Raw genomic sequence first — 18,807 nt, forward strand, 5'->3', positions numbered from 1 at the left:
CCGGGGGCTGGGAAGAGCCGGATTGGGGGATCCGGCCGCTATCGATCGCGCCGTTCTGGGGAATCGCGCGAGCGATCCTTCTTCGCACCGTGGCCGTTCCTCTCGGTCCGGTCACTGGCGCCGGCACCCGCGTTCGCGGGGCGCTCCTTCGAGGAGCCGGCGACGGCCCCCCAGGTCTTTTCGTGGGATCCGGTCGCCGGCGCCTGGGCGCGCCCGGCGTCGGACACTCCGTTTGTGCCCTGGTCGCCCCCGCCGGTCTGACGGGAGCCCTCGTTCTCGAACCTCTCGGCGATCGCGCGTTCGAGCCGCGCGATGAGGGCCTGGATGCGCTCATCCGTCCATCCACGACTCGCGGCCCAGGCGCGCACAGGATCCCAGGACCGGGATGCCTTGGCCTGGGCGAGCGCTTCGTCCAGGCTCGCGGGCGGCGACGGTGTCGTGGGTTTCGCGGGGGTCTCGACGATGGGCTTCGGGCTGCTCGGCACGACGACCTGAGCGTCGGGCGCCGGCACGACCTCGGCGCGAGGGGACGATGGCGCCGGTTCTGCGGGAGTCTCGGGCTCGACGGGCTCGGGCACCGGAGTCGGCGACGGGGTGACGGCAGGCGTCGCGGTGTCGACCGAGGAGGGCTGGGCCGACGGCTGCGTCGACGCAGGCACGACGACGGGCGCGGCGTCTATGGGCGACCCGGCTGAGTCCGAGAGGGCGAGAGAGTTCGTGATCGCGACGACGCAGATGACGGTGACGCTCGCTGCGACGGTGGCCATCCCACCGATCGCCAACCGCGTCCGACTCTCCACTTCGGCCTCCCATGCCGCCCGTGCCCCAGAACGGCACCTTCCCATGGTGTCAGACCGTCACCGACGGCACGCCGGGTGGGCGTGAGACTTTCCTCATATGGGAAAGCGATATCCCTTGGCCCTACCCGCCGAAGCGGGGCCGGGATGCGGCATCCCGACCCCTCCTCTCAGCGTTAGGCGAGCTCGCCTGCTTCGAGCAGATCGGTCACCAGCGCAGCGATCGCCGAGCGCTCCGAGCGTGTGAGGGTGACGTGACCGAACAGTCCGTGGCCCTTGAGCGTCTCGATCACGGAGGCGACGCCGTCGTGACGGCCGACGCGGAGATTGTCACGCTGTCCGACGTCATGGGTGAGCACGACCCGCGAATTCTGCCCCATGCGGCTGAGGACCGTGAGAAGGACGTTGCGCTCGAGCGACTGCGCCTCGTCGACGATCACGAAGGCGTCATGCAGCGAGCGCCCGCGGATGTGCGTGAGCGGCATCACCTCGAGGAGTCCACGCTCCACGACCTCTTCGAGCACGTTCGACGAGACCACCGAGCCGAGCGTGTCGAAGACCGCCTGCCCCCACGGATTCATCTTCTCGGCCTGGTCACCTGGCAGGTAGCCGAGTTCCTGACCACCGACGGCGAACAGCGGACGGAACACGATGATCTTGCGCTGCTGCTGTCGCTCGAGGACAGCCTCGAGTCCGGCGCACAGGGCGAGAGCGGACTTGCCGGTTCCGGCACGACCGCCGAGCGAGACGATTCCCACGTCGGGGTCCGTGAGCAGGTCGATCGCGATGCGCTGCTCGGCCGAGCGGCCGTGGAGTCCGAAGACCTCGCGGTCGCCGCGCACGAGCTTGTACGCGCCGTTGCCTGTGACCCTTCCCAGCGCGGACCCGCGCTCGGAGTGGATGATGAGGCCGGTGTTCACGGGGAGACCGCGCACCTCGTCGCTCGAGGCGACCTCGCTCTCGTAGAGGTCCGAGATGTCGTCGCCCGAGACATCGAGCGTCGCGATCCCCGTCCATCCGGAATCGACCGCCTGCTCGGCGAGGTACTCCTCGGCGATGACGCCGAGCGAAGCGGCCTTCACGCGCATGGGCAGGTCCTTCGAGACGACGGTGACCTCCTGCCCGTCCGATGCCAGGTGCATCGCGACCGCCAGGATGCGGCTGTCGTTGTCGCCGAGCCGCATGCCCGAGGGCAGCACGCCGGCGTCGGTGTTGTTGAGCTCCACGCGAAGGGTGCCGCCCTCGCCGACGGGGACCGGGAAGTCGAGTCGGCCGTGCTCCACGCGCAGCTCGTCGAGGTGCCGGAGCGCCTGCCGGGCGAAGTAGCCGATCTCGGGATCGTGCCGCTTGCCCTCGAGCTCGGTGATCACCACGACGGGGATCACGACGTTGTGCTCGGCGAAGCGGAAGAACGCCCGCGGATCGCTCAACAGCACCGAGGTATCGAGCACGTAGGTGCGGAGATCCGTATCCAGATCGTCCGTGTGCTCGATCCGCTGACTGTGCTGCTCGTGTGGTGCTCGTGTGGTCACAACCCACTCCCGCCCCGGGTGGAGAACCCGGCAGTCACGAGTCGACCTGGGTCACGAGTCGTGGTCCGAACGGCCGACTCGAAGGGGCGCCTTGCCCGATGTGATGAACGTACGTCCGCGCCCCGGCATCCCGGGTGCACGACACGCGCGGGATCATGTCGCGCAGGTTAATTTCCGGATGCCGCGCGCACGGCACCCGCCATCACCAGACGCGGGTCGCAGAGAACGCGGCGAGCGCGTCGCCGAACAGGCGGAGAGTGTTCGCGCCCGTGCCCACGTGAGGGGCCACGCGCACGAGACCGGAGCGCACGGTCACCGTGAGTCCGTGGTTGGCGAGCGAGGCAGCGAGCGGCGCGGCATCCTGCGGTGCGGGTGCGAGCGTCACGATGCCCCCTCGACGCTCGGGCTCCCGGGGGGTGAGCACGGGCACCTCGTAGCGGTCCGCGAAGTACATGACGTCGCCGGTGCGCGCACCGAGCTCGTTCTCGATCGCCGCAACGCCGACATCGACGATCTCGTGGAGCGCCGTCGACAGCCGTGCTGCGGCGAGCCCGTCGATGCCGCTGACGGTGAAGGCGCGGGCGGAGGCGGCCGGCGGAGGCACGCCGTCCGTCGCCACGCTGTCGTCCATGCCGCGGTACCCCGACAGCACCGGTGCGATGCGCTCGAGAGCCCGATCGCCATACCAGGCGAATCCGGTCCCGCGACCGGCGCGCAGCCATTTGTAGCCGTTGCCGCACACCACATCGGCCGCGGTGTAGTCGACATCGACCGTGCCGAAGGCCTGGATGGCGTCCACGATCAGCAGGCGGTCGCCGATGACCTCGCGGATCGCACCGAGGTCCGCCCGGAAGCCGGTCCGGAAGTCGACGAGGCTCACCGCGACCGCCCGGGTGTCGTCGGTGAGTCCCTCGCGGACGACCTCCGGCGTGATGAACCCGTCGGCCGGATCGAGCCACTGCAGCTCGATCGTGCCGAGGGCCTCGGCCGCGCGCGTGGCGGCGACCGTGAGACTGGGGAACTCGGAGCGGCCGAGGAGGAGTCCGCCGGCCAGGCCGTAGATCGCCTGCATGAGGCCGTACGACGTCGACGGCTGCAGGACGACGTGCGCGGCATCCGTCCCGATCAGCGTCGCGATCAGCTCGCGGGCCGCTCGCACGTGGTCGTCCACGAGCTCGATGCTGCTGCGCCGACCCGAGCCGAGCAGCTCGGTGTCGGCCTGTGCCTCTGCGCGCACGGCGGGCGAGAGCGGGCCGAACGAAGCCCAGTCGAGATACCCCGGTTCCCCATCGAACGACGCCAGGAATGAATCCAGATCCGTCACGGACACATTGTGGCACGGTCGTGCGCCGTGGCGGGGTGCCGTCTCAGCTGCCGAAACGACGGTCGCGCGAGGTGAAGTCGCGGATCGCACGCAGGAAGTCCACCTCACGGAGGTCGGGCCCGAGCGCTTCGACGAAGTAGAACTCCGAGTGCGCGGACTGCCACAGGAGGAAGTCGCTCAGGCGCTGCTCGCCCGACGTGCGGATCACGAGGTCGGGATCGGGCTGACCTCCGGTGTAGAGGTGCTCCCCGATCTGCTCGGGAGTCAAGCTCGCAGCGAGCTCCTCCAGCGACCCGCCCTCACCGCCGTGCTGGGCGATGATGCTGCGCACCGCATCCACGATCTCACTGCGTCCGCCGTACCCCACGGCGAGGTTGACGTGGAGCCCGGGGTTGTCCTTGGTGCGCTCTTCGGCGTCGGCCAGCACGCGCGCGAGCTCGGTCGGGAGCAGGTCGGCTCGCCCCACGTGCTGGACGCGCCAGTCGCGCTCGAGCGACAGCTCCTGGGCGAGCTCGGCGATGATCTCGATGAGGTCGGAGAGCTCCTTCGAGTCGCGCTTGCGAAGATTGTCGGTCGACAGCAGGTACAGCGAGACCACTCCGACGCCCACGTCGTCGCACCACTCGAGGAACTCGCGCATCTTCGCAGCGCCCGCCCGATGACCGTGCGCCGCCGATTCGTATCCGAGCTGCTTGGCCCAGCGACGGTTGCCGTCGATCATCATCGCGACGTGATGCGGGACGGCACGACGCTCGAGGCGACGACGGAGGCGATTGATGTAGAGCCGGTAGAGGGGCCCTCGTCCCTCGTTCGACCATACGCGCGCCACACGCCTACGCTACCCCGCCGCCGATCAGCGCCCTAGCGTGGCACCCGGTCTCAGAGCCACTGGGACTCAGTATGTTCCTGTTGCGGCATGCCGGGAGGCCTAGTCTTGGTGCATGAGTCGCCGCTCCCGAACTCCGCAGGGCCCCGAGGTTCCCGTCCTGCCCCTGCTGGACGCGGCCGCCGTCGACGCAGCCACGCCCGAACTCAAGCCCACCTGGCGGGGGTGGATCCACGCGGCCACCTTCCCGGTCGCGATCGTCGCGGGGATCGTGCTCATCCTCCTCGCACAGGGAGCGCCGGCGAAGTGGGCCTCGGCCGTCTTCATGACGACATCGCTGCTCCTGTTCGGCAACTCCGCGCTCTACCACCGGTTCAACTGGGGACCGACGACCAAAGCGGTGCTCAAGCGCATCGACCACGCGAACATCCTGCTCCTGATCGCCGGCACGTACACGCCGATCGCGGTGCTCGCGCTCCCCCCGCAACAGGGGGCGATCCTGCTCGTGGTCGTATGGTCGGGCGCGCTTCTCGGCATCCTGTTCCGCGTCTTCTGGATCCATGCGCCCCGCTGGCTCTATGTCGCGCTGTACCTCGCCCTGGGATGGGCCGCGGTGATGTACCTGCCCGACCTGCTGCGCGCGAGCGCGGCGATGATGATCCTCGTGGCCGTGGGCGGCCTGCTCTATACGGGAGGCGCGGTCGTGTACGGCATGAAGCGGCCCAATCCGTGGCCCGGGCACTTCGGCTTCCACGAGATCTTCCACGTGTGCACGGTCCTCGCCTTCCTCTGCCACTGGACCGCGTGCCTCATCATCGCGCTCGAGCCGTACTCGCCGTCGCTCGGGCTTCCGGGCTGATCCGACCGCGCCGGCGGATGCCGCGCCTCAGCGCTGCGGGGAATCGCCGGGATCGGCGTCCTGCTCCCCCGCGTCGACGCTCTCGTCGTCGGTGTCGGTCGCTGCGGCGGCCTCGGCGGCCTGCTGCTCGGCCTCGAGCTCCTCGTTGATGTCGGCGCGGACACGACCACGGCGGATGCGCCGGTTCATGTCCCACACCAAGAGGATGACGGCGATCGCGACGAACACGATCGCCAGGAACCCCCACACACCCGGCGTCACGGTCTCGGGGTCGGGGAGCTTCGGCGTCGGGGTGGGCGTCGCCGTCGCCGCGGCGCGCGCCAGTGCGGCGATCGCATCGTGCATGGGAGGTCCTCGTTCTGCTCTGGTCGGTCCGTCGGGTGGCGACAGCCGTGCTCCGGAGCGCATAGCCTGGAACCCCCAGCCTAATCTTCCGACGGACCCGTGATGACGACACAGGACATGCTCGACGAGCGCTACGGCCGCACGCGGTCGCCCCACCGCCGCTGGGTCATCGGCGCCGCCGTCGCCGTCGCCGCGATCGTGGTCGGGCTGTTCGTGTGGACGACGGTGGCGAACTCACTGGATGCCGTCGATGTGGACACCACCGGATTCGAGGTCGTCGACGAGCACTCCGTGATCCTCAGCTTCCAGTTCACGGCTCCGGTGGGTCGCTCCGTCGCATGCGCCATCGAGGCGCAGGACGAGGAGCACGGCGTGGTGGGCTGGCGGGTCGTCGAACTGCCTGCGTCGCAGGACCACGTGCAGGCGTTCCGCGAGACGATCTCCACCACGGCGCCGGCGACGACCGGTTTTGTCAACGCCTGCTGGGTGACGTAGTCTGGCTCGACTGAAGTCGATAGACGCCCTGGCCGGAGCCGGGGCGTTCGGTTTATCGCCAGTCCCCCGCCGACCGAAGGAGTCAGCCGTGTCGAACGACGCCCCCGTGACCTTCCTCACGCAGGATGCCTACGACCGCCTCGCCAACGAACTCGAGCAGCTCTCGACCACCGGTCGCGAAGAGATCGCCAAGCGCATCGAAGCCGCACGCGAAGAGGGCGATCTGAAGGAGAACGGCGGCTACCACGCCGCCAAGGACGAGCAGGGCAAGCAGGAGGCGCGCATCCGTACGCTGCAGCACCTGCTCAAGACGGCGACCGTGTCCGAGGCTCCCGAGTCCACCGGCGTCGTCGAACCCGGCACCGTGATCACAGCCGTCGTCGCAGGTGGCGAAGAGGTCTTCCTTCTCGGTAACCGCGAGATCGCCGTCGGCTCCGAGCTCGACGTCTACAGCGAGGCCTCTCCCCTGGGCGCCGCCATCCTCGGCCGAAAGGAAGGCGAGACGACCTCGTACACCGCGCCGAACGGTCGCGAGATCTCGGTCGAGATCCTCAAGGTCGAGACGTACAACGGGCAGTGATGCTCCTCAGGGTCGCGAGATCGGCCGCCGACGTCTGATCTGGCAGGCATGTAAGTTCGCGCTCACGCGGAACCGCACGCATTTCCGCACGCCCATGTGAGCCCGCGCTCACAGACCGGCACGCATTGCCGCACGCCCATGTGAGCCCGCGCTCACACAGACCGGCACGCATTGCCGCACGCATGTGAACCCGCGCTCACACAGACCGGCACGCATTGCCGCACGCCCATGTGAACTCGCGCTCACACAGACCGGCACGCATTGCCGCACGCATGTGAACTCGCGCTCACGCGCAGCGCCATCCCGCAGGATTTCGCCGGTATCGAGGACCCGTCGCCCCGGATAGTCCCGTGGAAGCGGAGATCTCCGTCGAAATGGCGGGCGGCAGATCCGCGAGGCATGTGTGAGCGTGAACTCACATGGCCCAAAGGATTGGTGCCACCAACAGCGCGCATAGGACCGGAGGCTCGGGCAGCGCGTGGCAGAGTGACGGAGCCCGACGCGAAGTGATCGGGCCGGGCGTCGCCGCTAGTCCGGCCTGACGGTCGGGGCGTAACCGGCCTGCTCCAGCACGGAGATCACATGGGCGCGGTGCTCGACGCCGCGCGTCTCGACGCTCAGCTGCAGGATCACCTCGCTGATCTGCAGTCCCTGGCCGTGACGGGTGTGCAGCACCTCGATCACGTTGGCTCCCGCCTGCGCGAGGAGCTCGGACACGCGTGCCAGCTGACCGGGACGGTCGGGAAGCGGGATCTGCAGCGTCATGTAGCGACCGGATGCCGAGAGCCCGTGCGCGACGACCCGCTGCAGCAGCAGCGGATCGATGTTGCCGCCCGACAGGACGGTGACGGTCGGACCGCTCGCCTGCACCTTTCCGGCCAGGATCGCGGCGACGCCGACGGCGCCGGCCGGCTCGACGACCTGCTTCGCCCGCTCGAGCAGCACCAGCAGGGCACGTGCGATGTCGTCCTCGGTCACGGTCACGACCTCGTCGACCAGCTCTTCGATGATCGCGAAGGGCAGGTCGCCTGGCCGCGCGACGGCGATGCCGTCCGCGATCGTGGGTCGCGTGGCGACCTCGAGCGGATGCCCCGCCGCGAGCGACGCCGGGTAGGCGGCGGAGTTCTCGGCCTGCACGCCGATGACGCGCACCGTGCGGCCGACGGCCGCCGCACGCGCCTTCACCGCTGCCGCGACACCCGCCACCAGTCCGCCGCCGCCGATGCCGAGCACGACGGTGTCGAGGTCGGGGATCTCGTCCATGAGCTCGAGACCCAGCGTGCCCTGCCCCGCGATGACGTCGGGGTGGTCGAACGGGTGGATGAACACCGCGCCGGTGCGCTCGGCGAACTCGGCGGCCAGGCGGAGCGGCGTCTCGACCGTCGCGCCCTCGAGCACGACCTCGGCGCCGTACCCGCGTGTGGCGAGGAGCTTGGGCACCGGAACGCCCAGCGGCATGAAAATGGTCGCCGCGATGCCGAGCGACTGGGCGGCGAGAGCCACGCCCTGGGCGTGGTTGCCCGCGGATGCCGCCACCACGCCGCGCGCGCGCTCCTCGGCGGTGAGGCGCGAGAGGCGGTAGGTGGCGCCGCGGATCTTGAACGAGCCGGTGCGCTGGAGGTTCTCGAGCTTGAGGTGCACCGGAACGCCCAGCAACTCGCTGAGGTGCTGCGACTCGTCCACCGGCGTTCGTGTGATGACACCGTCGAGGGTCGCCGCCGCGTGCTCGATCTCGGCGAGGGTCGGCGGTGCCAGCGGATGCGTGGCGGGCGAGGTCATGCTCACGGGTGGGTTCTCCTCTGGCGCGGAACAGTGTTCCAGATCAGGTCACCGGTCGGCCTTCGGCCGGTCTCCCAGGCCCGTTGCCCGAGGTAGACGGCCACGACGTTGACGAAGGCCGCCAGGGGCACCGCGAAGAGCGCACCGGGGATGCCGGCGATCATCGCGCCGCCGGCGACGACGAGGACGACGGCGAGCGGATGCACCTTCACGGCCGAGCCCATCAGGAGCGGCTGGAGCACGTGACCCTCGAGCTGCTGGACGCCGAGGACGACGATGAGCATCCACAGTGCGATCCAGGGGCCGTTGTACACAAGGGCGAGGAAGACGGCGACCGCGCCGGTGACGACGGCACCCACGATGGGCACGAACGCGCCCAGGAAGACGAGGACGGCGACCGGGATGGCGAGCGGCACCCCGAGCAGGAACGCGCCGAGACCGATGCCGACGGCGTCGATCGTCGCGACGAGCAGCTGCGTGCGCGCGTAGTTGACGACGGTCACCCAACCCGCACGACCTGCGCCGTCTGCGGCCGGCCGCGCCTTCTTGGGGAACAGCTTGAGCGCCCAACGCCAGATGCCGGCACCGTCGGCGAGGAGGCAGAGCAGGATGAAGAAAGCGAGGACGCCGCCGGTCAGCACGTGCCCGACGGTCGAGCCGATGGCGAGGGCGCCGGACCACAGCAGCTCGGCCTGCTGCTGCAGGAAGGCCCAGCCCTGCGCGAGCAGGTCGTCGATCTGCGCCTCGGTGAGGTGGAGCGGGCCGTCGATGAGGTACTGGCGGAAGCGCTCGACCGCTTCGACGGTGCTCGCCTGCACCGACGACCACTGGCGGGTGATCTGCCAGGCGACGAGCCAGAGCAGACCGCCGACGATCGCGAAGGTTCCGGCGACCGCGATGACGATGGCGAGCCACCGGGGGACGCGGTGGCGCAGCATCCACGTGAACGCGGGCCAGAGCAGGGCGCTGATGAGGATCGCCACGAGAAGCGGGATCACGAGCAGCTTGAGCTGGATGACCAGCCACACCCCGACGCCGATCGCCGCGGCGATGACCAGGAATCGCCACGAGTACGCCGTCGCGATGCGCAGTCCGCGCGGCATGCTGCCGGAGAGTTCCGTGGACACCACGCGGGTGCGATCCCGGAAGGCGTCGAACAGCGAGCCGCGGGGCTTCTCGTCGGGGCCGCTCATTCGGCCAGTCTAGGCGCGCCGCATGCCGCGCCGGTCATGCGTCCCGCCTCGACCGGGGTCCGATGACGGAGTGTCGGAGCCACTGGTTAGGCTGACCCGCGTGAAGTCGTCCCTGAGTGCGGCCGAGGCCCGCCGCATCGCCCTCGCCGCGCAGGGGTTCGCCCGGTCGCGTCCGCCCGTGGCCGGCACCCGTCAGCTCAACCTCGCGCTGGCGCGGATGGCGACGCTGCAGATCGACTCCGTCAACGTCTTCGCGCGTTCCCACTACATGCCGTTGTTCTCGAGGCTCGGCCCGTACGACACCGCCGCCCTCGACCGCCTGCTCTTCGCCCATCGGTCGCCTTACGTCGAGTACTGGGCCCACGTTGCCGCCTTCATCCCGGCCGCCGACTGGGGACTCTTCCGGTTCCGCATGGATGATCTGCGCGCCAAGTACGGCACGAAGGCCGACGGCTTCTTCCAGAGCAACCGCGAGATCGTCGAGTGGGTGAGGGCCGAGCTCGCCGACCGGGGGCCGCTGCGGCCGGCCCAGATCGAGCACGACGCGAAGCGCGGCGCGCGCGGCCCCTGGTGGGACTGGGACGTCGTCAAGAACGCGCTCGAGTACCTCTGGATGTTCGGCGAGGTCGCGATCGCCGGCCGCCGCGGGTTCGAGCGGCGCTACGGCCTGGCCGCCGACGTGATCCCGGCGGATGTGCTGGCCGCGCCGGTCCCGCGAGACGAGGCCATCCGCGAGCTCGTACGGCGCGCGGCCGTCGCGTACGGTGTGGCGACGGCCGCCGACATCGCCGACTACTGGCGCATCGCCAACCGGCCCGCGGTGCTCGCCGCCCTCCACGACCTGACCGACTCGGGTGAGCTCCAGCCCGTCACGGTCGACGGGTGGACGGTGGCCGGGCGTCCTGCGAAGGCCTGGCTGCACAGCGACGCGCACGTCCCCCGCCGCGTCGATGCCGCCGCGCTGCTCACACCGTTCGACCCCGTCGTGTGGTTCCGTGATCGGGCGGAGAGACTGTTCGACTTCGAGTACCGCATCGAGATCTATACGCCCGCCGCCCAGCGGCGGTACGGCTACTACTCGCTGCCCGTGCTCGTCGGCGACGACGTCGTCGGCAGGGTCGACCTCAAGGCCGACCGCGCGGCATCGACGCTGCGCGTGCAGTCCGCCTGGTGGGAGCACGGCCGCCCGTCCGATGCCGCCGCGCGCGTCGCCGACGAGCTCCGCGCCGCGGCCCGGTGGCAGTCGCTCGAAAGCATCTCGATCTCGCGGTGGGGCGATGCCGTGGACGACATCGCCGACGTGCTGCCCGAGGCCTCGCGCCACGACGCCGGCCCATCCGAGCCGGTCGCGCTCGCCCCCGACGAGCCCGCTAACGTGGAGCCGTGAAGCGCGGGGCGGTCGTCGGCATCGTCGGCGGCGTCGTCGCGATCGCCGCGGCCGCCGTCGGGATCTGGTGGTTCCTGTCACGGCCGCAGACGGCGGATGCCGCGGCCGGCGAGTACCTGCGCGCCCTCGAAGCCGGCGACTACGCGGCGATCGAGACCATGGCGGCCTCCCCGCTCGACGACGCGGTCGCGGCCGCCTTCTCGGGGGCCGAGTCCCACATCACCGACCCGCGGATCGTGAAGCTCGACGCCGGGACGGACGGCGAGCAGACCGTCGTGGCCGAAGTCGTCCTCGCCGGCGACGAGCACGACCTGACCTTCACACTGCGCTCGAGCGACGGACGCTGGCTCGTGACTGCGGACTCGCTCGCCGCAGTGCGAATCGACACCACGCTGGGCGGCGCGCCGGGCGGTGGCGATTCCGCCTGGATCGGCGGCGCACTCGTGCCGACCGGCGCAGACATCGCCGTGCTGCCCGCGGAGTACACGGTCGAAGCGGCCCCTCGCGGCATCCTCTCCGGCAGCACGACCGTCCCGGTCTCGAGCGATCGCGGGGTGCAGACCGTCGCGATCGACACGACGCTCGCGCCGGAGGCGACCGCGGCCGCTCAGGAGCAGCTCGACGCCTACCTCGACGCGTGCGCCGCCCCCGCGGCCACGGTGCCCGACCACTGCGGCATCCGGGTGCCGTGGGCTGCCGATCTCACCTCGCTCGACGGCATCGCGTTCCGCATCGAGGAGCGCCCCGCGCTCGCACTCTCCGCCGATGGCAGAAGCTTCGACGCGATCGGCGGAGTGATCGTCGCCACGGCCACCGGCGCCTCGCGAACCGGCGGAACCGGCGCGTTCACGTATCGGGCCGACGACTGGGCTCTGCGCGGAACGGTGTCCTTCGTCGGCGACGAGATGGTGCTGTCGGTGCGCTGACCTCACGCCTCGGGAAGACCGCGGATGTCGAGTCCCAGCCACTGCGCCAGGTCGCGGATCTCACGGTGCACCGCTTCGCTGGTCGCCAGGTCGAACGGCCGATCCTCGTGGATCGCGTTCACCATGAGCACTCCGGCCTTGCGGTCCGCTTTGGCGTCGAGTTTGCCCACGAAGCGGTCGCCGTGGAGGATCGGCAGCGCGAAGTAGCCCCATCTCCGCTTGGACGCCGGCTTGTACATCTCGAGCAGGTATTCGAAGTCGAAGAGGTCCTCCAGCCGGCGCCGGTCGAACACGAGACGGTCGAACGGCGAGAGAAGCACGGTCCTCGGTGCGAAGCGATCGAGGTCGGCGAGCGCGGCCGGATCGAGCCGCCAGGTGCCGGGCACGCCCACCACGGTCGCCTCCTCCCCCACACTCCCGACGTCGACGGGCTCGATCGGCTGGGCGATGCTCTTGCTGCGAGCGATGCCCAGTGACGAGAGGCGACGCTCTGCGCGCTCCCTCGCGGCCTCTTCGGGAGCGATCTCGAGCGCATCAGCGGGGTACACGCGGTCGGCGAGATCGAACAGGCGCCCGCCGGCGTCGCGTACCGAGATCGCGACATCCCCGTGCAGCACCAGCATCTCGAGCATCTGCAGCGTGTTGCGATTGTTGGTCCAGCCGGATGAGCGCCACGAGACCTGCGCGGTGTCGGGGATGTCGGTCGGCCGCAGCGGCCCGTCCGCACGGAGCCGGTCCAGCACCTCCTGGCGGAACACGGCGTTCGCCGCGAGCCATTCGCGTGCCTCCCGGGACTGCGGGCGGGCGGCCATCTCGTGCCGCAGAAGCGGCAGATCGGCCATCGTGCGATAGAAGCCGCCCCATTCGAAGATCGCGCGGTCCTCCTCGACGAGGCGGGCGAGATCGGCCGGCTGGTACGGCCATCCGAGGCGCGACCAGAGGATGAGGTCGGCGCTGGGCGCGATCGCAGCGGTCGGCTCGATGTTGATCACGGTGAGGGCGTCGACCGTCTCGACGATGCCCGCCGGGCGGTCGGCACTGAGAAGCTGGGCGCGCACCGCGATGCGGCGCGCCTGCTCCCGTGTCAGCTCGTGCGTCAGAACTGGACCCTCGGTGGCTCCGAGATCGCCGCGCCGTCGATGACCTCGAAGAACTCGCGCTCCTGGAAGCCGAGGTTGCGGGCGAAGAGGTTGTTGGGGAAGACCTTGATCTTCGTGTTCAGCTCGCGCACGCCACCGTTGTAGAACCGGCGCGAGGCCTGGATCTTGTCCTCGGTGTCGACGATCGACTGCTGGAGCTGAAGGAAGTTCTGGCTCGCCTGCAGCTGCGGATAGGCCTCGGCGACCGCGAACAGCGAGCGCAGCGCCTGCTGCATGTGTCCTTCGGCGACGCCGGCAGCGGCGGGACTCGTCGAGTTGAGCGTCTCGGCGCGCGCCCTCGTCACGTTCTCGAAGACCGCTTTCTCGTGCGCGGCGTAACCCTTCACCGCCTCGATGAGGTTCGGCAGCAGGTCGGCCCGGCGCTTGAGCTGCACCGTGATGTCGCTCCAGGCCTCGTCGACGCGGACGTTGAGCTGAACGAGCGAGTTGTAAGTCGCCCACAGGTAGATCCCCGCGATGGCGATCAACGCCACCACGATTACCACCGGGATCAGCACTTCCCACATAGCCGTGACTCCGTTCGAGGTTTCCCTCATCCTAGCGACGGCCGCGGTCGGCGCACGCGCCGGTGTCGATGACTCTCAGGCGTTACCCACCGAGGACGCGATCGAGATACGCGTTGGCGAACAGGCGATCCGGATCCAGCCGGTCGCGCAGCGCCGTGAAGTCGTCGAAACGAGGGTAGCGCTCCCGCAGGATCGCAGCATCCAGCGTGTGCATCTTGCCCCAGTGCGGACGGCCGTCGAAGCCGAGCATGATCTGCTCGATGGCCTCGAAGTACTCGGCCGGGTCGTCACGCCAGTACCGGTGCACGGCGATGTAGGCGGACTCGCGTCCATGGGCCGTCGAGAGCCACCGGTCATCGCCGGCGGCGAAGCGCACCTCGACGGGGAACGAGATCCGCCAGCCCCGCTCGTCGATGAGCGCCCGCATCGCCTCGAAGGCCGGACGCACGTTCTCGGCGGGGAGCGCGTACTCCATCTCGCGGAAGCGGACCGACCGCAGGGTCGCGAAGACGCGGTGCGAAGCATCCGTGAACTCGCGGCTGCCCCACATCTTCACCGAGAGCCGGTTGATGCCCGGAATCGTCGCCGGGATCGTCTTGGCGACCGAGCATGCGACCTGGTGCAGCCCGTTTCCGACGAGGGTGTCGTCGACCCACTTGCCCAGCCGCGGGAGCGGATGCCTCGGCGCGCTCTCGGGCAGACGGGTGTTCGTCTTGGTCATCGCGCGGTCGGTGTGGGGGAACCAGTAAAACTCGAAATGGTCGGCCCCCGCGACGCGGGCTTCGAGGCCGTCGAGCACCGCGACGAGGTCTTCGGACTGCTCCACGGCGTGGAGGATGAAAGCCGGCACGCACTGGATGGTCACTTCGACCAGGATCCCCAGCGCGCCGAGGCCGAGAGCGACCGCCGGAAGGAGCTCGGCGTTCTCGTCCTCGTTCACGACCAGGAGATCGCCGGATGCCGTCACCAGCGTCGCGCCGACGACCTGCGCCGCGATGCCGCCGAAGCGGGCGCCGGTGCCGTGCGTTCCGGTCGAGATGGCGCCGGAGATCGACTGACGATCGATATCGCCGAGGTTCTCCATCGCGAGGCCGTACGGTGCCAGAAGAGCCGGAACCTCGTGCAGGCGGGTGCCCGCGCGCAGCGTGACGCGCGAACGGTCGACGTCGACGCCGACGAGCCCGCCGAGGTCGGTGAGATCGAGCAGCACCCCGGGGGCGACGGCGATCCCGGTGAAGCTGTGGCCGGCGCCGACCGCCTTCACGGGGATTCCCTGCGCCGCGGCGGCGGTGACCGCGCGCCGGACCGCCTCCGTCGTGCGGGGGAACTCCACGCGCCGCGGCCGCACGGACTCGGATCGTCCCCAGTTCTGCCAGGTGCCGCCCGGTCGTGTCACAGGAAGGCCTTTCCCTCACCGCGGTACGTCGGGACCTCGTCGATGATGTCCGCGCCGTCCACGACGTGATAGCGATCGATGCGCTCCGCGAGCTCGCCGCTCTTGGAGTGCCGGAACCACACGCGATCGCCGACCGCGAGGTCTCGCGCTGCGGCTCCCTTGAGCGGGGTCTGCACCTCGCCGGCGCCCTCGCGCGGCATGGTGTGGAGTCCCGCGGGCCATACCGGCAGCGGCTGGCGCGAGGCGACCGGCGGCCCCGAGGCGATCCATCCGCCGCCGAGGACCGTCGCGACATCGTCCTGCGGCTTGCGGACCACTTCGAGCGCGAAGGCCGCGGCCGGCGCGAGATCGAACGCGCGGTAGCCGTCGAACAGGTGCCCGGCGAGGAGCCCGCTGCCCGCGGTCAGCTCGGTCACGGACTGATCGGACGCCGTGTACTCGAGCGATCCGGTGCCGCCGCCGTTGACGAACTCGAGCGGGGCGATGTCGCGCAGCGCCGAGACGATCTCGCCGCGCCGCTCCAGCAGCTCGGCGGACGAGCGTCGCTGCATCCAGCGGATCATCGCGTCGCCGGACCCGGTCGCATCGCCCTGCCCCGCGATCTGGGCCTCGTACATCATGAGACCGACGAGCCGGAAGCCCGGGCGGGCAGCGATCGCGCGACCGAGGGCGGCGACCTCGCCCGGCTCGTGAACGGGCGACCGGAAGACGCCGATGTGGCCGAGGGCCGGTGCGCGCCACGAGGCGTCGGCATCGATGGCGAGGCGGATCTCGGGGCGGGAGCCCGGCGCCGCGATCGCGTCGATGAGATCGAGCTGCGCGAGATCGTCGACCATGAGGGTCACTCTCGCGGCAGCGCGCTCGTCGGCGATGAGCGCCGCGATCGCACCGCGGTCCGCGGTCGGGTAGCCCAGGACGACGTCGTCGTGGGACTCGGCCAGCCACAGGGCCTCGGGCAGCGTGAAGGCCAGGATGCCGTGATACCCCGCCATCGCGAGCGTCGCGTCGATCGCCGCGCGTACGCGGACCGACTTGCTCGCGACGCGGATGGGAACGCCGCCGGCGCGCACCACCATGTCGAGCGCGTTGTAGCGCAGGGCGGGGAGGCTGAGGGTGGCGACGGGTCCGGAGATGCCTGACACCGCCTGGGTCAGGGCACCCCAGAAGGATGCTGGATCCTTCCAGGGCTCCGTCGCCGTGTTCGAGGACAGCAGGTCGAGGCTCATACGGCCCGCTTCGGGTGCGCGCGCATGCGCCCCAGCCTAAGCCCCGCCGCGACCGGCATCCGACCCCCTGTGGAGGGATGATCCGGCGAGTCTCGCGCGCACGCTCGCTCCGATCGCTCGCATCGCCGCGAGCACCTCGTCGCGCGTGGCCGGCGCGGCGCCGTCCTGCCACTGCGCGAGCACGGCGTATGCGAGGGCGTCACTGCCGGCGGTCACGACTCCGACGTCGGCCCGGACTCCGGAGTCGGTGCCGGTCTTGTTCCACAGCACGATGCCGCGGTCGGACTCTCGGTGCGCGAGGGGGTCGAGCCCGAACGCGCCGGCGACCATCGACAGATCGGCGCCGAGGGCCAGCCAGCTCACGACCTCGCCGCTCACACCCGCGTCCACGGCCTCCCCGCGGTGCAGCGACGCCGCGAGCGCGGACAGCTCGGTCGCGCTCCCCCGTGACAGCACGGGCGGATGCTTCGGCCCGCGCTCGTCGCGCACGCGATCGAGCAGCACCGTGTGCGTGAGGCCCAGCGAGGCGGCTGTGCGCGCGACGGCATCGAGTCCGACCAGATCGAGCAGCACGTTCGTCGCGAGGTTGTCGCTCACGGCGCCCACCAGTCGCGCCGCATCCGAGGCGGTCAGGGACGCGGCGTCCATCACCTGCCACAGACCGGAGTCGGCGACGCGCTCCGTCCCGCGCCGCACGGGCGCGTCGCGAGCGGCGTCGCCGGCAGCGAATCGGCGTGCGAGCTCCACGAGCAGCAGCATCTTGCCCACCGATGCCGCCGGCAGCACGCGGTCACCCTCGTACGAGGCGAGGACCGCACCGGATGCCGCATCCCGAACGCACGCCGACCATCGCAATCCTCCGGCGGGGTCGTCAGCGAGAGACGTGAGCACGTACCCCCGCTGGGGCTCGAACCCAGACTGAAGCGATTTTAAGTCGCCTGCCTCTGCCGATTGGGCTACGGGGGCGCCGCGCGAGCGGACGCCTCCACGCTACCGGTCAGCTCGCGGCGCCGGCCTTCGCGGACTTCTTCTCGGCCTTCGCCCGGTCGGCCTCGACCGCTTCGGGCTTGTCGGCCGCCTTGCCCGCGCCGCGGGGCTCGGCGGGCGGGGTGACCGCGGGCTGGGCCGGACGCGGACGGGCCGCGAACTCCTCGAAGACGTAGCGCGGGTTCTGGACGGCCTCGAGGTTGACCATGTCGCGGCCGAGCCAGAAGTTGTTCCACCAGCCCCACACCACGCGGAACTTGCGCTCCCACGATGGCATGGCCAGGCCGTGGTAGCCGCGGTGCGCGATCCACGCGATCGGTCCCTTGAGGGCGATCTTCCCGGACTGGAAGACGCCGACCCACAGGCCGAGACCCGCGACGGCGCCCAGGTTCTTGTGGAAGTACTCGCGGGGCACCTCGCCGCGGAGCACGGCGACGAGGTTCTTCGCGAGCAGCTTCGCCTGGCGGACGGCGTGCTGCGCGTTGGGGACGCAGTAGCCGCCCACGCCGCCGCCCGACAGATCGGGCACGGCGGACACGTCGCCGGCGGCCCACGCGCCCTCGACGACCTCTTCGGCCGAACCGACGCGCAGGTCCGCGCGGGTGCGGATGCGACCGCGCTCCTCGACGGGCAGATCCCCGCCGCGCACGACGGTGGGGTTTGCCATCACGCCGGCGGTCCAGATGATGAGGTCGCTGGGGATCGTCTCACCGGTCGACAGCTCGATGTTGCCGTCGACGGCGCCGGTCACCTGCGTGTCGAGGTGCACCGCGGCACCGCGGTGGGCGAGGTTCTTCAGCACCCACTCGCTCGTCTTCAGCGACACCTCGGGCATGATGCGGCCCATCGCCTCGACGAGGTGGAAGTGCGTGTCGTCGAAGGTGATCTGCGGGTAGCTCTTCACCAGCGAGGAAGCCAGCGAGCGGAGCTCGGCGAACACCTCGATGCCGGCGAAGCCGCCGCCGACCACCACGACGGTGAGGAGGCGGTCGCGCTCCGGACCGGGGGGAATCGTCGACGCCTTGTCGAAGTTCGACATGAGGCGGTCGCGGATCGCCACGGCCTCTTCGATCGTCTTGAGCCCGATCGCGTTGTCGGCGATGCCGGGGATCGGGAAGGTGCGCGACACTGCGCCGGCCGTGACGACGATCTGGTCGTACTCGAACTCGTACGGCTCGCCCGCGACCGGGGTGATCGTGGCGACCTTGTTCGCGTGGTTGATGCCGGTGACCTTGGCCGCGACCACGTTCGTCTTCTTCAGGTGACGACGCAGCGCCACGACCGAGTGGCGGGCTTCGATGGAGCCTGCGGCGACCTCGGGCAGGAACGGCTGGTACGTCATGTAGGGCAGCGGGTCGACGATGGTGACGTCGGCCTCGCCCTTGCGCAGGTGCTTCTCGAGCTTCCAGGCCGTGTAGAAGCCTGCGTATCCGCCACCGACGATGAGGATCTTGGGCACGGTGTTGGTCACGTTTGGAGGCTCCTCCTG

At 70.2% G+C, this 18,807-nt stretch carries 18 protein-coding genes and 1 tRNA gene; 5 read left to right on the top strand and 14 right to left on the bottom strand.

What is annotated here, in order from left to right; all coding sequences use genetic code 11:
- Positions 1-38: 38 nt before the first annotated feature.
- The 4 genes from OL358_RS00325 to OL358_RS00340 all read right to left on the bottom strand — a co-directional run bounded on the left by OL358_RS00325 (position 39) and on the right by OL358_RS00340 (position 4,482).
- Positions 39-767 (bottom strand): hypothetical protein, encoded by a 729-nt coding sequence (locus OL358_RS00325; protein WP_264707904.1) that lies wholly within the window; start codon positions 765-767, stop codon positions 39-41.
- Between the two features lie 206 nt (positions 768-973).
- The gene (locus tag OL358_RS00330) at positions 974-2,329 is read right to left on the bottom strand and encodes a PhoH family protein (RefSeq protein WP_413631323.1); all 1,356 of its coding nucleotides are present in this window, start codon (positions 2,327-2,329) and stop codon (positions 974-976) included.
- Between the two features lie 202 nt (positions 2,330-2,531).
- Positions 2,532-3,653: an aminotransferase class V-fold PLP-dependent enzyme gene (locus OL358_RS00335; RefSeq protein ID WP_264707906.1), complete on the bottom strand. Its 1,122-nt coding sequence runs from the start codon at positions 3,651-3,653 to the stop codon at positions 2,532-2,534.
- A 43-nt stretch (positions 3,654-3,696) separates the two neighbouring features.
- A complete protein-coding gene (locus tag OL358_RS00340) occupies positions 3,697-4,482 on the bottom strand; it encodes an isoprenyl transferase (protein ID WP_264707908.1) in 786 nt (261 codons plus the stop codon).
- A gap of 112 nt (positions 4,483-4,594) precedes the next feature.
- Between OL358_RS00340 and trhA the strand changes: the two genes are divergently transcribed.
- A complete protein-coding gene (gene trhA, locus OL358_RS00345; RefSeq protein ID WP_264707910.1) occupies positions 4,595-5,338 on the top strand; it encodes a PAQR family membrane homeostasis protein TrhA in 744 nt (247 codons plus the stop codon).
- Positions 5,339-5,365: 27 nt separating this feature from the next.
- On the opposite strand, the gene OL358_RS00350 is transcribed toward trhA, so the two are convergent.
- Complete coding sequence (locus tag OL358_RS00350; protein ID WP_264707912.1) at positions 5,366-5,683, bottom strand: hypothetical protein; 318 nt, start codon at positions 5,681-5,683, stop codon at positions 5,366-5,368.
- A 102-nt stretch (positions 5,684-5,785) separates the two neighbouring features.
- Between OL358_RS00350 and OL358_RS00355 the strand changes: the two genes are divergently transcribed.
- Complete coding sequence (locus tag OL358_RS00355) at positions 5,786-6,178, top strand: DUF4307 domain-containing protein (RefSeq protein WP_264707914.1); 393 nt, start codon at positions 5,786-5,788, stop codon at positions 6,176-6,178.
- Between the two features lie 88 nt (positions 6,179-6,266).
- Positions 6,267-6,758, top strand: coding sequence for a transcription elongation factor GreA (gene greA, locus OL358_RS00360; RefSeq protein WP_264707916.1), 492 nt, complete (start codon positions 6,267-6,269; stop codon positions 6,756-6,758).
- Between the two features lie 528 nt (positions 6,759-7,286).
- Here greA and ilvA read toward each other — a convergent pair.
- Both ilvA and OL358_RS00370 read right to left on the bottom strand, forming a co-directional pair.
- On the bottom strand, positions 7,287-8,537 hold the full coding sequence (gene ilvA, locus OL358_RS00365; RefSeq protein WP_264710193.1) for a threonine ammonia-lyase: 1,251 nt from the start codon (positions 8,535-8,537) through the stop codon (positions 7,287-7,289).
- Between the two features lie 2 nt (positions 8,538-8,539).
- Positions 8,540-9,730: an AI-2E family transporter gene (locus OL358_RS00370; RefSeq protein WP_264707918.1), complete on the bottom strand. Its 1,191-nt coding sequence runs from the start codon at positions 9,728-9,730 to the stop codon at positions 8,540-8,542.
- A gap of 100 nt (positions 9,731-9,830) precedes the next feature.
- Here OL358_RS00370 and OL358_RS00375 point away from each other — a divergent pair, with 100 nt between their 5' ends.
- Positions 9,831-11,117 (top strand): winged helix-turn-helix domain-containing protein, encoded by a 1,287-nt coding sequence (locus OL358_RS00375; protein ID WP_264707920.1) that lies wholly within the window; start codon positions 9,831-9,833, stop codon positions 11,115-11,117.
- The gene (locus OL358_RS00380; RefSeq protein ID WP_264707922.1) at positions 11,114-12,043 is read left to right on the top strand and encodes a hypothetical protein; all 930 of its coding nucleotides are present in this window, start codon (positions 11,114-11,116) and stop codon (positions 12,041-12,043) included. The genes OL358_RS00375 and OL358_RS00380 overlap by 4 nt, the downstream gene beginning before the upstream one ends.
- Positions 12,044-12,045: 2 nt before the next feature.
- On the opposite strand, the gene OL358_RS00385 is transcribed toward OL358_RS00380, so the two are convergent.
- The 7 genes from OL358_RS00385 to OL358_RS00415 all read right to left on the bottom strand — a co-directional run bounded on the left by OL358_RS00385 (position 12,046) and on the right by OL358_RS00415 (position 18,777).
- A complete protein-coding gene (locus OL358_RS00385) occupies positions 12,046-13,143 on the bottom strand; it encodes a DNA glycosylase AlkZ-like family protein (protein ID WP_264710194.1) in 1,098 nt (365 codons plus the stop codon).
- Positions 13,140-13,709: a LemA family protein gene (locus tag OL358_RS00390; protein ID WP_264710195.1), complete on the bottom strand. Its 570-nt coding sequence runs from the start codon at positions 13,707-13,709 to the stop codon at positions 13,140-13,142. Before OL358_RS00390 ends, OL358_RS00385 begins: the two co-directional genes overlap by 4 nt.
- Positions 13,710-13,791: 82 nt before the next feature.
- Positions 13,792-15,105 (bottom strand): D-arabinono-1,4-lactone oxidase, encoded by a 1,314-nt coding sequence (locus tag OL358_RS00395; protein ID WP_264707924.1) that lies wholly within the window; start codon positions 15,103-15,105, stop codon positions 13,792-13,794.
- Positions 15,102-16,331: an alanine racemase gene (locus tag OL358_RS00400; protein ID WP_264707926.1), complete on the bottom strand. Its 1,230-nt coding sequence runs from the start codon at positions 16,329-16,331 to the stop codon at positions 15,102-15,104. The genes OL358_RS00395 and OL358_RS00400 overlap by 4 nt, the downstream gene beginning before the upstream one ends.
- Before the next feature lie 36 nt (positions 16,332-16,367).
- Positions 16,368-17,222 carry a serine hydrolase gene (locus tag OL358_RS00405; RefSeq protein WP_264707927.1) on the bottom strand — a complete coding sequence of 285 codons (855 nt, stop codon included), beginning with the start codon at positions 17,220-17,222 and terminating at the stop codon, positions 16,368-16,370.
- Between the two features lies 1 nt (position 17,223).
- Positions 17,224-17,297, bottom strand: a tRNA-Leu gene (locus OL358_RS00410).
- Positions 17,298-17,328: 31 nt separating this feature from the next.
- Positions 17,329-18,777 carry an NAD(P)/FAD-dependent oxidoreductase gene (locus OL358_RS00415; protein ID WP_264710196.1) on the bottom strand — a complete coding sequence of 483 codons (1,449 nt, stop codon included), beginning with the start codon at positions 18,775-18,777 and terminating at the stop codon, positions 17,329-17,331.
- Positions 18,778-18,807: the final 30 nt, after the last annotated feature.

This window comes from Microbacterium sp. SSM24, from assembly GCF_025989145.1.
GTDB lineage: Bacteria > Actinomycetota > Actinomycetes > Actinomycetales > Microbacteriaceae > Microbacterium.

Coding starts and splice junctions, on each gene's coding strand:
- OL358_RS00325 (WP_264707904.1), bottom strand. CDS start 767: ATGGCCACCGTCGCAGCGAGCGTCACCGTCATCTGCGTCGTCGCGATC.
- trhA (WP_264707910.1), top strand. CDS start 4,595: ATGAGTCGCCGCTCCCGAACTCCGCAGGGCCCCGAGGTTCCCGTCCTG.
- OL358_RS00350 (WP_264707912.1), bottom strand. CDS start 5,683: ATGCACGATGCGATCGCCGCACTGGCGCGCGCCGCGGCGACGGCGACG.
- OL358_RS00355 (WP_264707914.1), top strand. CDS start 5,786: ATGACGACACAGGACATGCTCGACGAGCGCTACGGCCGCACGCGGTCG.
- ilvA (WP_264710193.1), bottom strand. CDS start 8,537: ATGACCTCGCCCGCCACGCATCCGCTGGCACCGCCGACCCTCGCCGAG.
- OL358_RS00370 (WP_264707918.1), bottom strand. CDS start 9,730: ATGAGCGGCCCCGACGAGAAGCCCCGCGGCTCGCTGTTCGACGCCTTC.
- OL358_RS00390 (WP_264710195.1), bottom strand. CDS start 13,709: ATGTGGGAAGTGCTGATCCCGGTGGTAATCGTGGTGGCGTTGATCGCC.
- OL358_RS00400 (WP_264707926.1), bottom strand. CDS start 16,331: ATGAGCCTCGACCTGCTGTCCTCGAACACGGCGACGGAGCCCTGGAAG.